General features: G+C 57.1%; 14 protein-coding genes. 12 read left to right on the forward strand and 2 right to left on the reverse strand.

Annotation, left to right across the window (positions count from 1 at the left end):
- Positions 1-190 precede the first annotated feature (190 nt).
- Positions 191-1,648 (reverse strand): beta-Ala-His dipeptidase, encoded by a 1,458-nt coding sequence (gene pepD / locus CKF42_RS09215; RefSeq protein WP_009091896.1) that lies wholly within the window; start codon positions 1,646-1,648, stop codon positions 191-193.
- 254 nt (positions 1,649-1,902) lie between these two features.
- Here pepD and gpt point away from each other — a divergent pair, with 254 nt between their 5' ends.
- The 3 genes from gpt to crl all read left to right on the forward strand — a co-directional run bounded on the left by gpt (position 1,903) and on the right by crl (position 4,231).
- A complete protein-coding gene (gene gpt / locus CKF42_RS09220) occupies positions 1,903-2,361 on the forward strand; it encodes a xanthine phosphoribosyltransferase (protein WP_009091894.1) in 459 nt (152 codons plus the stop codon).
- A 120-nt stretch (positions 2,362-2,481) separates the two neighbouring features.
- The gene (gene frsA / locus CKF42_RS09225) at positions 2,482-3,729 is read left to right on the forward strand and encodes an esterase FrsA (RefSeq protein ID WP_111208029.1); all 1,248 of its coding nucleotides are present in this window, start codon (positions 2,482-2,484) and stop codon (positions 3,727-3,729) included.
- Between the two features lie 100 nt (positions 3,730-3,829).
- Positions 3,830-4,231 (forward strand): sigma factor-binding protein Crl, encoded by a 402-nt coding sequence (gene crl, locus CKF42_RS09230; protein WP_009091890.1) that lies wholly within the window; start codon positions 3,830-3,832, stop codon positions 4,229-4,231.
- Positions 4,232-4,532: 301 nt separating this feature from the next.
- Here crl and ompC read toward each other — a convergent pair whose 3' ends face one another.
- Positions 4,533-5,645, reverse strand: coding sequence for a porin OmpC (gene ompC, locus CKF42_RS09235; RefSeq protein ID WP_111208030.1), 1,113 nt, complete (start codon positions 5,643-5,645; stop codon positions 4,533-4,535).
- Between the two features lie 249 nt (positions 5,646-5,894).
- Between ompC and proB the strand changes: the two genes are divergently transcribed.
- From proB to CKF42_RS09280, 9 genes are all read left to right on the forward strand, one after another.
- Complete coding sequence (gene proB / locus CKF42_RS09240) at positions 5,895-6,998, forward strand: glutamate 5-kinase (RefSeq protein WP_009091886.1); 1,104 nt, start codon at positions 5,895-5,897, stop codon at positions 6,996-6,998.
- Between the two features lie 10 nt (positions 6,999-7,008).
- Positions 7,009-8,262 (forward strand): glutamate-5-semialdehyde dehydrogenase, encoded by a 1,254-nt coding sequence (gene proA, locus CKF42_RS09245; protein WP_111208031.1) that lies wholly within the window; start codon positions 7,009-7,011, stop codon positions 8,260-8,262.
- A gap of 361 nt (positions 8,263-8,623) precedes the next feature.
- Entirely contained in the window at positions 8,624-9,355 is a 732-nt protein-coding gene (locus CKF42_RS09250) for a S24 family peptidase (RefSeq protein ID WP_009091882.1), read from the forward strand.
- Positions 9,356-9,778: 423 nt separating this feature from the next.
- Positions 9,779-10,057 carry a hypothetical protein gene (locus CKF42_RS09255; protein WP_058956390.1) on the forward strand — a complete coding sequence of 93 codons (279 nt, stop codon included), beginning with the start codon at positions 9,779-9,781 and terminating at the stop codon, positions 10,055-10,057.
- A 203-nt stretch (positions 10,058-10,260) separates the two neighbouring features.
- Positions 10,261-10,728: a glycoside hydrolase family protein gene (locus tag CKF42_RS09260; protein WP_009091877.1), complete on the forward strand. Its 468-nt coding sequence runs from the start codon at positions 10,261-10,263 to the stop codon at positions 10,726-10,728.
- Positions 10,725-11,072, forward strand: a complete 348-nt coding sequence (locus tag CKF42_RS09265) for a hypothetical protein (protein WP_111208032.1) — start codon at positions 10,725-10,727, stop codon at positions 11,070-11,072. Before CKF42_RS09260 ends, CKF42_RS09265 begins: the two co-directional genes overlap by 4 nt.
- Entirely contained in the window at positions 11,069-11,362 is a 294-nt protein-coding gene (locus CKF42_RS09270; protein ID WP_009091873.1) for a hypothetical protein, read from the forward strand. The genes CKF42_RS09265 and CKF42_RS09270 overlap by 4 nt, the downstream gene beginning before the upstream one ends.
- Positions 11,363-11,566: 204 nt before the next feature.
- Entirely contained in the window at positions 11,567-13,321 is a 1,755-nt protein-coding gene (locus CKF42_RS09275) for a glycosyl hydrolase family 28-related protein (RefSeq protein ID WP_046101314.1), read from the forward strand.
- A 155-nt stretch (positions 13,322-13,476) separates the two neighbouring features.
- The gene (locus CKF42_RS09280; protein WP_111208033.1) at positions 13,477-13,899 is read left to right on the forward strand and encodes an Ivy family c-type lysozyme inhibitor; all 423 of its coding nucleotides are present in this window, start codon (positions 13,477-13,479) and stop codon (positions 13,897-13,899) included.
- The last annotated feature ends 19 nt before the right edge of the window (positions 13,900-13,918 follow it).

A 13,918-nucleotide genomic window follows, 5' to 3' on the forward strand; every position in this document is an offset into this window, starting at 1 on the left:
CGCATAAGCTAGCACGAAATCTTATTAGCCATCCAGACATCCGGACATAATGGCGGCTATAACCAGCGAAGCGCGGGAACGTGGCGGAATAGCGGGGGAAAACGAAAAGAAGGCAGCGAATTATGCTGGGGGAAAGTGGCAGGCATAAAAAAACCAGGCCGGAGCCTGGTTCATTTTTCTGACGACCGGATTACTTTTCTGGCACCACATTCAGCAGGGTGGTCAGCAGTTTCCAGTAAAGGCCAACGCTTTCAATATGCACCTGCTCATCAGGCGAGTGCGGCCCGGTGATGGTCGGCCCAATCGACACCATATCCATGTTCGGGTAAGGCTTCTTGAACAGACCACACTCCAGACCGGCGTGGATCACCTGAATGTTCGGCGTCTTGTCGAACAGGGCGATGTAGGTCTGACGGGTCAGCGCCATGATGGCGGAGTCCGCATCCGGCTGCCAGCCAGGGTAGCCGCCTTTCGCTTTGGTCTGCGCACCGGCCAGCTGGCCCAGTGATGTCAGCATCTGCACCACATAATCGCGGCCCGTGTCGATCAGCGAGCGGATCAGGCAGTTGATCTCGGCGTGATCCTCTTCCATCGTCACCACACCGATATTGAGTGACGTTTCAACCACGCCTTTCGCCACGTCTGAATTGCGGATGACGCCGTTTGGCGTGCTGTTCAGCAGGTTCAGGAAGCGGTCGCGGCTGTCAGCGCTCAGGGCGGCACCCTGATGCGCCAGTGGCTCGGTGACCAGGGCAATATTCGGCTCTTTGATACCGTGCTCGTTCTGGATGGCGCTCAGGAACTGCGCCGCCGCCGATTTCAGCGCATCCGCTTTGTGGCTTTCAACCGCAACGGTCGCAAAGGCTTCACGCGGAATGGCGTTACGCAGTGTGCCGCCGGTGAAGGTCAGCAGACGCAGATCCAGTTCAGCCGCGTGGGCCGCCAGGAAGCGCGCCAGCAGCTTGTTGGCGTTGCCGAGGCCCATGTGAATATCGGCGCCGGAGTGACCGCCACGCAGCCCTTTCAGCGTCAGCTTCAGGGTCTGGAACTCAGCAGGCACGGCCTCACGGGTCAGCGGCAGGGAGGAGACGAAGTCGATCCCGCCCGCGCAGCCCATGTAGATCTCACCTTCCTCTTCAGAGTCGGTGTTGATCAGGATTTCGGCCTGCAGCCAGTTGGGCTGAAGACCGAATGCGCCATCCATGCCGGTCTCTTCGGTCATGGTCAGCAGCACTTCCAGCGGGCCATGGGTCAGGCTGTTGTCAGCCAGTACCGCCAGCGCCGAGGCCATACCGATGCCGTTATCGGCACCCAGCGTCGTGCCGCGCGCTTTGACCCACTCGCCATCAATCCACGGCTGAATCGGGTCTTTGGTAAAGTCATGCACGGTGTCGTTATTCTTCTGCGGCACCATATCGAGGTGCGCCTGCAGCGCGACCGGGGTCCGGTTTTCCATGCCAGCGGTGGCGGGCTTGCGAATCAGGATGTTGCCGACCTGATCGCGCTCACACCAGAAGCCCTGCTCTTTAGCCCAGCCGGTAATGTAGCTCGCCAGCGCTTCTTCATGAAAAGAGGGGTGAGGAATAGAGCAGATCTTAGCGAAAATATCCCACAGCGGCTGTGGAGAGAGTTGAGACAATTCAGACACGACAGGTCTCCTGTGTCAGTGTACCGGCGAGGCCGGACATCGCGAGTTTCCAGTGAAAAATCGCCGTCAGAGAATCTGACGAGCCAGGCCCGAGAATATCACTGTTTTTCACCGGGTGCGCTCCCGGACGCGCTAAAAAGCCGCAACCAGCGCGCGGGTGCTGGTTTTTAGCGCGTCAACTCCTTATAATCTCGCGCAACCTTTTCCCCGTTGCACATTTTTAAGCCATTTCGGTTGGCTGGGATTTCTATTCTATGAGCGAAAAATACGTCGTCACCTGGGACATGCTTCAGATTCATGCCCGTAAACTCGCCCAGCGTCTGCTGCCTGTTGAACAGTGGAAAGGCATCATCGCGGTGAGCCGTGGCGGTCTGGTACCGGCTTCGCTGCTGGCACGTGAACTGGGTATCCGCTATGTCGATACCGTCTGCATCTCCAGCTATGACCACGATCATCAGCGTGAAATGAAAGTGCTGAAGCGCGCAGAAGGCGACGGTGAAGGCTTCATCGTGATCGATGACCTGGTGGACACCGGCGGAACGGCGCAGGCGATTCGTGAGATGTACCCGAAAGCGCGTTTCTGCACCATTTTCGCAAAACCGGCCGGTCGCTCGCTGGTTGACGATTACATCGTCGATATCCCGCAGGATACCTGGATCGAGCAGCCGTGGGATATGGGCGTGGTCTACATCCCGCCGATTGTAAAAAGCTGATTACGCCATCCTCACGTCACAACGCCCGGTTTTCCGGGCGTTGTGCTTTCTGAGCCTCGCACCCCGAATTGCCGTACAGTACACTTAGCCATCGCCGTTTCTGTTGCAGGAGAAGTGAGAATGACGAGCAAAAACCTTAGCGAGGAGCTGTTCAAACCCCGCTTCAAACATCCTGAAACCTCTTCCCTGGTGCGTCGTCAGCATCATGCCACCCCGGATGTGCACTCCACGCTGGACGGAGAGAGCCAGCGGGGCTGGTATCGGATGCTGAATAAGCTGATGTGGACCTGGCGCGGCCTGACGCCGCAGGAGATCAGCGAAGTGCTGGCCCGTATCGCCATCAGCAAGGTCGAGCATACCGATGAGACGCTGCTCGATACGGTGATCGGTTTTCGCAGCGGCAACTGGCATTTCGAGTGGTGCAGACAGGCGGGGATCTGGCAGCAGAAGGCGCTGGAATCTGGCGACGACAGTGAGGCAGGCGACTTCTGGCTGCATGCGGCGCACCTTTACAGCGTCGCCGCCTATCCCTACATAAAAGGGGATGAGCTGGCCGATCAGGCACAGACGCTGGCCAATCGCGCCTATGAAGAGGCGACGCAGCGCCTGCCCGGTGAACTGAAGACCCTGACCTTCGCCATCGCGGGCGGAAGCCCGGTCACCGGCTTTCTGCACATGCCGCCCGGCGTCGAAGCCCCTTATCCCACCGTGCTGTTCTGCGGCGCGCTCGACTCGTTACAGAGCGATCACTACCGTCTTTTCCATGATTATCTGGCGCCTCGCGGCATCGCGATGCTGACCATTGATGTGCCGTCCGTGGGTAACTCGGTGAAATGGACGCTGAATCAGGACACCAGCTTCCTGCATCAGCAGGTGCTGCGTGAGCTGACCAATGTGCCCTGGGTCGATCATACGCGTGTGGCGGCGTTTGGTTACCGCTTTGGTGCCAACGTGGCCGTTCGGCTGGCCTACCTTGAATCGCAGCGGCTGCGGGGCGTTGCCTGTCTGGGGCCGATTGTACACGCGCTGCTGACGCAGACGGCGCTGCAGGATAAGATCCCGGATATGTACATGGACATGCTGGCGAGCCGTCTCGGCATGGCCACCGCCTCTGACAGCGCACTGCGCACCGAACTCAATCGCTATTCGCTGAAAACTCAGGGACTGCTGGGACGTCGCACGCCCACGCCGATGCTTTCGGGCTACTGGCAAAACGACCTCTTCAGCCCGGAGGAGGAGAGCAGGCTGATCGCCCGTTCCTCATCGGACGGGAAAGCCCTGCTGATTCCGGTGAAGCCGGTGATGGCCAGTTTCGACAAAGCGCTGAATGAGATTTGCGACTGGCTGGAGAAGCGTTTAAAAAGGTAACTGGCAAAATTTTCACTGTTTGCTACAACTAGTAGCGGAATTTTTCCGGGCTGCCCGGAAATCAGGGCTGTATAGCGGTCAAAACCAATGGAGAATCAGCATGACGTTACCAAGTGGTCATCCCCGCAGTCGCCTGCTTAAGCGTTTTACCGAGCTTGGACCTTATATTCGCGATGGGAAATGTGGCGAAACCCGTTTCTTCTTCGACTGCCTGGCTGCCTGCGTTAATGTGAAACCCGCACCGGAACTGCGTGAGTTCTGGGGCTGGTGGATGGAACTGGAAGCGCAGGCTGACCACTTTACCTATGTCTACCACATCGGCCTGTTCGATAAAGAGGGTGACTGGTCGGTGGCAACCATCAAGGGCAAAGAGAACACGGCGCGCGTGGAGGAGACCTTACGTAACTTCCATACCCGTCTGAAGGCGATGCTGAAGGAGTTAGATCTGGACCTTATTCCGGCCAGCGACTTCGATGAGAAACCGGTGAAGCTGAGCGCCTGAGTCAGCGGAAAAGGGCGGCCTGACCTCGTCGTCAGCGTGCTGAGAAGCATGAAGCAGAGTGAAACTGGCCGCGATAACGAAACCTGATGCGCAGGGAACCGGGTCAGAAAAGGAAAGCGTCCCGCGCCAGGGACGGCGCGGGCCGAGCGGCCAGGGATTGGCTTAAGCGACTTTCCGTTCTGACCCGGTTCCCTGAGCGGGCTCGATCTCACCGCAGCCTGAGTCAGATTGATTAACAACAAAAGGGCGAGTGAAAACCCGCCCTTTTTTATGCTGTGACCGGCGTGCCGCAACCGCCACATCAGAACTGGTAAGTCATCCCCACCGCAACGATGTCATCGTTGTTGAGCGACAGCGCGTTGTCATCATCCAGCTGGTTGATTTTGTAATCCACGAAGGCCGACATATTTTTGTTGAAGTAATAGGCCGCACCGACGTCGATATATTTCACCAGATCCACATCGCCGATACCGTTTTCGATATCTTTGCCTTTGGTCTGCACATAGCCAATAGACGGACGCAGGCCGAAATCGAACTGATACTGCGCCACCAGTTCGATGTTCTGCGCTTTGTTGGCTGCGCCCGCAACGGAGGCACCAGTGTTGCGGTTGGTGCCACTAATTGGCGTCATGTTGCGGGTGTCGGTGTAGATCGCCGCCAGGTAGACGCTGTTGGCATCATACTTCACACCTGCGCCCCAGGAGTCGGCACGGTCACCGCCGCCATAGGCGCGCGCCTGCTGCTGGTTAGTACGGTCAGAGGAGGTGATGGCACTCATCAGGCTCACGCCGCTATCACCCAGCGCATAGCCCAGTGAGGCGCCGTAACCGTCGCCGTTCTGACGGTTAATATCGGTGCGGCTGTTGGCGCTGGTGGCGTCGTTTTTGCCCTGATACTGCAGCGCAAATTTCAGTCCATCCACCAGACCAAAGAAGTTGTTGTTACGGTAAGTGGCGACGCCGGTGGCGCGCTGAGTCATGAAGTTATCTGAACGCGCCGTGCCGTCACCGCCAAATTCCGGGAATACGTCGGTCCAGGCCTCAACGTCATACAGCACACCGTAGTTGCGGCCATAGTCCACTGAACCGTACTGCGAAAATTTCAGACCGGCAAAACCGAGGCGGGTTTTGTTGCCATTGTTGGCGTCGCTGCCTTCGGAGTTATTGACGTTGTACTGATATTCCCACTGACCATAACCGGTCATCAGGTCGTTGATCTGTGTCTGACCTTTAAAGCCGATACGGGTATAGGACTTGTCACCATCTGCGCTGGCGTTATCGCTGAAGTAATGTTCCGCTTTCACTTTGCCGTATAAGTCCAGCTTGTTGCCATCTTTGTTATAGATTTCGGCAGCCTGCGCGGCAGAAGCCAGCATCAGCGTAGAGAGGAGCATGGCCAGTGTGCTTTTCTTCATTTGCTATCAATCCCAATGTGAGCGCCGTGTGAACGCCGTAAAAAAATGAAAGTTTTTGTAAAGCACCGACTTTTTACCCGTCAGAGATGAACTTTTTATGACGCTTTTCCTGATTTCTTGTTAACGGTGAACTTTTGGTCTACGCCCTTGTCCGCGTAATTTCGTGCTTTTCCCCCGCTGGCTGTTGGCTTCCTTATCGACTCCTGTTAAAACGTCCTTTCGTAAAAATTTTTCACTACGGCAGGAAATATGAGTGGCAGTCAGACCTTAGTGGTCAAGTTGGGTACCAGCGTTCTTACCGGCGGATCGCGCCGGTTAAATCGGGCGCACATGGTGGAACTGGTTCGGCAGTGTGCGCAGCAGCACGCCGCAGGCCACCGCATTGTGATCGTCACCTCCGGCGCAATGGCCGCCGGACGCGAACATCTGGGCTACCCCGAACTGCCGCCGACCATCGCCTCAAAGCAGCTGCTGGCTGCGGTGGGGCAGAGCCGTCTGATTCAGCTGTGGGAACAGCTTTTCTCTATCTACGGTATCCATATCGGCCAGATGCTTCTGACCCGCGCCGACATGGAAGATCGCGAACGCTTCCTTAATGCCCGCGACACGCTGCGTGCGCTGCTGGACAACCACATTGTGCCGGTCATCAACGAGAACGACGCCGTCGCCACCGCGGAAATCAAAGTGGGTGACAACGACAACCTCTCGGCGCTGGCGGCGATGCTTGGCGGGGCCGACAAGCTGCTGCTGCTGACCGATCAGCAGGGACTGTTCACCGCCGATCCGCGCAATAATCCCGACGCTGAGCTGATCAGTGATGTCCATGTGATTGATGACGCGTTACGTTCCTTAGCGGGCGGCAGCGTCTCCGGGCTGGGCACCGGCGGAATGTCAACCAAGCTTCAGGCCGCGGATGTGGCCTGCCGCGCCGGCATCGACGTTATCATCGCGTCAGGCAGCCGCACCGGCGTGATCAGCGATGTGATTGAGGGGAAACCGGTGGGCACGCGCTTCCATGCGCAGCAATCGCCGCTGGAAAACCGCAAGCGCTGGATTTTCGGGGCACCCCCGGCCGGTGAGCTGACCGTCGATGATGGTGCGCTGGCGGCCATTATCGAACGCGGCAGCTCGCTGCTGCCGAAAGGGATCCGCGCCATTCAGGGAAATTTCTCGCGCGGTGAAGTGATCCGCATTCGCAGCCTGCAGGGCAGGGACATCGCCCATGGGGTTTCACGCTACAACAGCGACGCAATGCGGATGATCGCCGGGCATCACAGCCAGCAGATCAGCGACATTCTGGGTTATGAATATGGCCCGGTGGCGGTTCACCGCGACGACATGATCGTCAGTTAAGGAGCGGACAATGCTTGAAGAGATGGGAAAAGCGGCGCGTGCCGCAGCGTATACCGTGGCCGATCTGTCGACGGCGGAAAAGAACCAGGTGCTGATGACCATTGCCGACTATCTGGAGGCGGAAAGCGCTGAGATTCTGGCGGCTAACGCGCTGGACTTAGCCGATGCGCGTCAGAATGGCATGAGCGCCGCGCTGATGGATCGGCTGACGCTCAATCCGGAGCGGCTGAGCAGCATGGCCAGCGATGTGCGCAAAGTCTGCCAGCTCGCCGATCCGGTTGGCCAGCTCATTGATGGCGGGCAGCTCGACAGCGGGTTGCGCATCGAACGTCGTCGTGTACCGCTGGGTGTGGTGGCCGTGATTTATGAGGCGCGGCCAAACGTCACCGTGGATGTTGCCAGCCTCTGCCTGAAAACCGGTAACGCCGCGATTCTGCGCGGCGGAAAAGAGACCTGGCGCACCAATGCGGCCACCGTGCGGGTGATCCAGAAGGCGCTGCAACAGCACGGACTACCGGCGGCAATTGTCCAGGCCATTGAGAACCCCGATCGTGAACTGGTGAATCAGCTGCTGAAGCTGGATCGCTACGTCGATATGCTGATCCCGCGCGGCGGAGCCGGCCTGCACAAGCTGTGCCGGGAAAACTCCACCATTCCGGTGATCACCGGCGGCATTGGCGTCTGCCATATCTACATTGATGAGACGATGGCGATCGAACCGGCGCTTGATCTGATCGTTAACGCCAAGAAACAGCGTCCCAGCGCCTGTAACTCGCTGGAGACTCTGCTGGTGGATCAGGCTATGGCCGATCGTTTCCTGCCCGCTTTCAGCGCGCGTATGGCGCAGGAGGCGATCGCGCTGCATGCTGACAGCAACGTGCTGGCGCAGCTGCAGCAGGGGCCGGCATCGGTCTCGCTGGTCAATCCGCAGCAGTATGACGACGAGTGGCTGTCGCTGGATCTCAACGTCCGGTTAGTGGCAAATATGGACGAGGCGATTGATCACATCCGCACGCACGGCACGCAGCACTCGGATGCCATTCTGACCCGCGACACCCGCAAGGCGATGCGCTTTGTACGCCAGGTTGACTCGTCAGCCGTCTATGTCAACGCCAGCACCCGCTTCACCGATGGCGGGCAGTTCGGTCTGGGGGCTGAAGTGGCGGTGAGTACACAGAAACTGCATGCGCGCGGTCCGATGGGATTAGAGGCGCTGACCACCTATAAATGGATAGCCTGGGGCGACGATACGCTCCGCTCATAATTGCGATAATTTTTAACAAAACGGGAGTCTTTCACAGGCTCCCGTTTTTTTTAGCGTCTCTTTTTCGGGCCAGTGAAAGATAGGATTTTCTGCGCTTCAGTTTCAATTCCGTTCCGGTCACCTTATCGCAGGCCAGATTGCTGGCTGAATTTCACGCAATTTCTTACGGAACATTCCTGAAACACAAGGCGCTATGCGGCCTGAGGCAATATTTTTTGTCCCGTCGCAGGCTGAGGCGGATAATGATAATCAGGAACGCTTGATAAAGCGGTTAGGTAGTAAACGAGCGGTAATATAAAATGAACTGGTAGCAATAATGAAAATAACATCCAGTATCTCTTCTATGGCTGATTATTAACTAATGGTTAAAAAAGAAAGTACAAAACAAGCTTTCACCGCCAGGCTGATAGCGGCCTGTGAGAGTGCCGGCATTGCCGGACATGGACGGAACAAACAGGTTGCCAGCGCCCTGCAGAAGCAGGGCTGTAAAATTTCAACGCCGGGAGTGTGGAAGTGGTTTAACGCGCAGTCAGTGCCTGATGATGGCAACTTACTGGCGCTCAGCGAGCTGCTGGGCGTCCGGGTGGAGTGGCTGCAATATGGGATGGATCAACCCGCAGAGCCGGTGACGCTGAACACGTTTGCCGCCCGGAAAAATGTGTTCCGGGTGGACAGTCTGGACATTGGTCAGCGTAGCGCGGCGGGCCTGCCCGCGCGGGACGAGTTTGTCGAAACCATCCAGGCGATTGAATATGGTCCGGATGAGGCGCGGGTGCTGTTCAACGGTCGCCCGGCGGAAAACATCCGGTTAATCGCGATTAACAGCGACTCAATGGCGGACACCTTTGCGCCGCGCGATCAGCTGTTTGTCGATATCAGCGTGCGGATGTTTGATGGCGACGGCATCTACATCTTTACCCTTGACGAGCAGCTCTACCTCAAGCGTCTGCAACTTCAGCATAAGAAAATTGCTGTAATATCAGACAATAAACGTTATGAGACCTGGTATCTCAATCATGATGACGTCACCAGCCTGAAGGTTTTGGCAAAAGTGATCATGAGCCAGGCGCGACAGTATCAAATCCTCGGCTGAGCCCGCCTTTATGGCGTTTCTCAGGCGGGCCGCAAAAAAATAATCGGCATAAATTCATAAATTTAACCAGCGGTAAATAAAAAATTAACCAACAGTGTTTGATAATGCATAAGAACCTGTTAATAATTTGGATATGGATGAACAACGCCGTTCTTTCAGGGATGAGCCGCTCTTAAACAATTGAGGCGCTGCACAAGCGCGAATCATACCACCCAAAAGTCAGTGAACTTTGGGATGGGGTGGATGCGCAAAATGCAGCGTCGTCAGATGCCGTTTATTTCCCCTTCGCTTACTTTCCACCTGGCTGCTCACGCAGCCGGGGGGCGAGCGTGCGATCGTGAATCGCGACATTCGGGCCCGTTCGGTTCGCCGAAAGCTCGCGCCTGCCACCCCATCGCCAAAGACTCATTCACAGGAGGAGTTATGGCGATAATTCACTATGGCAAAAGCGTTTTTGTGGGCAACGCACGTACTCGTCGCCATCGGCGGCGCCAACCTCTCAGCAGCCTGAAACAGAGTATTGACCAGGCCCTGAACTCTCCAGCTGAAACACCTGCCCTGCGGCGCGCAGAACAAATCTGCCAGCGTCAGGTTATCCCGCGCGTGGATCGCGCGATTACTGCACCCCGCATCATCAGCAAAGAGACTCCCGCTTTCGACAACTGCTGTCTGCCTCACGTCCATCTCTACGCCGTGAGCTGAAGCGCAAAAAAACACACCTTTTCGTTCCGGATAACGCTATGCGTTCTCCAGCTTTCGCTGGGCGTAATCTGCTGAATTACTGTTCAGTTTTGCTGCAGGGTGAGCAGGGCATTCTGCTGCGCCGGACAGGGTAATGATCAGTGGGCGTTATGTATTTCTGTTCACAGGGCTGAATGGGTTTAACCCGTCATTGAGGAGTCGTTATGAGCCAGATAATCGCAGTACTGAACTTTGAAGAAGGGTATGTCGACGCGCCTTACCTCGACACGCTGGGGTTCCCCACGGTGGCCGGTGGCATCCGCATCGGACCCAAGGGCGCCTCGCTGAACAACTATGCGTTCCGGGTGCCACGGCGCGTCGGGGATGTCTGGAAGCAGTGCATTCTCGAAAACAAAATTCAGGAGATGCAGAGCCGGGAACTGCTGCGTAACGCGCTGGCAAAGTGCAATGACGCCCGCACCGATGTGTTGCTGAGCATGGCGTATCAGCTGGGCGTCGACGGGGTCATGCAGTTTAAAAACATGCTCAGCGCCATTGTGGCTGAGAAGTTTGATGAGGCGGCGGACGCGATGATGAACAGCCTGTGGGCCCGTCAGACACCGGGCCGGGCCAGACGTCACGCCGAGATGATGCGCAGCGGAACCTATGCGGTTTACAGGGGGTTGCTATGAGATGGCTCATGTTTCTGGTCGCCGTGCTGACGGCGATCATCATCCTGCTGCTGTTGCAGCGTTTCACCACTCTCCAGTTTGTCTCGCACGCCCGCCTGCTCTTCAGAACCTGGTCAGTCTGGCTGGCGTCGCTGGGATCGATGCTCAGCGCCTGGGCGCAATCCTTTCCTTCTGCCGCCATTGATGCCTGGAGCGTGCTGCCGGAGGACGTCAAAACGATTCTGCCGCACAACTATCTGGGGCTGGTCGGCGCCTTCATGGTGGCGATGGGCGTCATCGCCCAGTTTGTTCGTCAGAAAAACCTGCTGAACGAGAAGCAGAAGGCCGGAGGAACGCAGCCATGACGCTGATTACAACATTACTGGGCGGCGGCTGGCATTGGCTTGCCGCGCTGGCCGCCGTTATTGCGGCCCTGGGGGCCACTTATTTTGGCGGCAGGAAAGTGGGCAAAGTGCAGCAAAAAGCGCGGAACGACGTCGATAACGCGCAACAGGAGGCGGCCCGCGTGACTGCGGTGGCGCAACAGCAACAACATAACCGCGAGGAGGCTAACCGTGTGGCGACTGATAACCACAGCCTTGATGACGCTGCTGCTCGCGACAAGCTGCAGCAGTCGAAATACCACAAACCCTGAGCCGGTGGCGATCACCGACTCTGCCTGCGTTCTTTTTTCCCCTCTTTATACCTACGGCGATGACGCGCAAAAAATGGACGTTCGTACGGTGCGCGCCATCAACACCCACAACGACATGTGGGACACCCTTTGCGGCCATCCGGCTGCGGCGAAGTAGTGCGCTGATGGTCAGCGCGATATCCCAATAATCCTGAGGAGGATTCTATGATCGAAGTTAACTCTTTTGCTGAACTGCGTACCACAGTCCCACCAAAATCAGGTGAAGTGGCGAGCCTGAAACGTTATTACGACAAAGATTCCAGCTTCCGTGGCGGCGCTGATTTTGTCGGCTTCCTCAGCACCACCCCGCTGAAGGATGATGGGGGTACGGTGGCGGTGGGTAACGGTTTCTACTGGAAGCGCACCATCAACGATCCCACTGAAGTGAATATCCTGCACTTCGGCGCGAAAGGGGATGGTGTTACCGATGATACCGACGCCTTTATGCGGATGCTGGCATGGACTCAGAGCTATAACACCTACGTGAAATCGCTGCCGGTGCGTTTTCCGGGTGGCCGCTTCCTGATTTCACCCATCGATCTCAGCGCGACGGAGACGGCGTTTTTTGGTATCCAGGGTGATGACAGCGATCTCGGATCGTCACCGCGTACCACCATCATTTCCGACAAAAGCGCCAATACGGTGTTTAAGGTTAATGCGCGCCGGATCGTCATCAAAGGCATCTGCTGGCATGGACAGGCTAATGCCGGAACCGTCGACACCACTGCCAAAGTCACCGTCACGCCAGAGCAGTGCAGCAACGTTCAGCCGTTCTTTGAAAACACGATTGTGGGCGGCCAGATCGTCAATATCTACTGCTTCAAGGCGCAAAGCACCGGCGGGACCGTCTTTAAGCTGCAGGATACGCTCGACAGTAAGTTTGATCAGGTCTACAGCTCAAGCACCTTCTCACGCGTGTTTGATGTTGGCTGGTCAAACACACCGAAGGGGAACTGGGACCACTCAACTGCGATTGAGTTGTGCAACGCCAACTTCCAGTCAGGCTATGGTGACGCCACGCTCTATATGCCGCGCGTGACCCAGGGGATCATGCGCAACGTCTGGATTGAGCACACCACTAACCCGGGGGATCTGTCGGACGGCGGCTGGACCATCGATACGCTCAACATTGAAGATTGCGGCACGCCGCTCAATCTCAACAATGCCCGCGTCCTGATGCGTCATATCAACCTGCAGGCCGGGGCGAAAATCACCAATGACGTGGCCGGCAATAAGTGGCTGTCGACCTTTGAATATGGCTATCGTCGGGATGAAAACTACGGCTCCTTCCTGACCGGTTCGCTGCGTGCTGGCTATTACAGCGGCTATAAAGTGGTGAACAACACCGACACCGATAACTGGTATCGGCTGGGTCAGCTCTATTTCCCGGCGCCTAACCAGCAGTGGGTGATGGAGTTAATCGGGAAAGCGGACGCCACCACGCCCTCCGGCACCGCCGGTTCGCCGGTTAACGTCGTCGGTACGGGTAAGACGCTGATCAACCTGCAGCGTCTGGAGACGGTCTGGGCCGATGCGTACCACATGGGGCAGCCGTCGGTGCTGGACATCCGCTATGGCCGGGTGGGGACCACCTATGCCGTTATCTGGGTCAAGCTGAAAGCCAACAGCGGCGAGACGATGTTCAACCTGAAGACCACCGGGCCGACCCGTTTCGACACCGGCTCCTGCTCGCTGTTCCAGTCCGACATGTCCGTGGTGACAGACGTCACCAAAGTCGGCTCTCTGAAACCCGCGGCACGCTTCGGCATGCACAACGGACTGGCGGGCATCGGGGCCAACGAAAAAGGCGTGGTTACACTCGCTACCGCAGCGGGAACACCCGCCAACAAGACCGCGCCAACGGGGTTTGTGCTGATCAATATCAACGGCGTTGACCGCAAGGTCCCTTACTACGATTGATGATCGGCATGTTTTGGGCGAGGCTCCGGCCTCGCCCTTTTTTTGATCGGCCGTCAGAAACCGTAACGGCACCCCGGCGATACTGACAGCGCGCGGTAAAACCGATAAGGTCATGGTCAGCGCAGATAAAACCCAGATATGAGGAGAAAAAGAGGATGAAAAGAGGTGTTATCGCGGCGGTGCTGGCTGCCGTTCCGCTGTTCGCGAGTGCCGCGGCCCCAGTGTATCTGTTTGATTTTATCCAGAACAAACAGACCGGCCAGGCGTATCACAAGCTCATCGCGGGACACGCTTTTCCGGCATGGGTTAAGCAGGGCGGCACCAGTACCCCGGCCACGGAGGTCACCATTAAGGGGGTGAAGTATCAGGCGCTGTCGGGATGTAAGCCACACAACTGCCCGGCGCAGACGATTGCCATCCTCTACTCGCCGGAGAAGGGCGATATTCATGGCGTCTACTCCGATTATGATGAGAAAAGCCGGCGTCAGACGCTGACCTGGCTGAACCTCGATCCCACTGATGAGGGTGGGATGCGCAACAGACTGCTGAGCGAGCTGAATGGCGATCTGACACCCTGAGTCAGGCTGGCAGACAGAG

This window comes from Pantoea sp. ARC270, assembly GCF_003236725.1.
Lineage (GTDB): Bacteria > Pseudomonadota > Gammaproteobacteria > Enterobacterales > Enterobacteriaceae > Pantoea > Pantoea anthophila.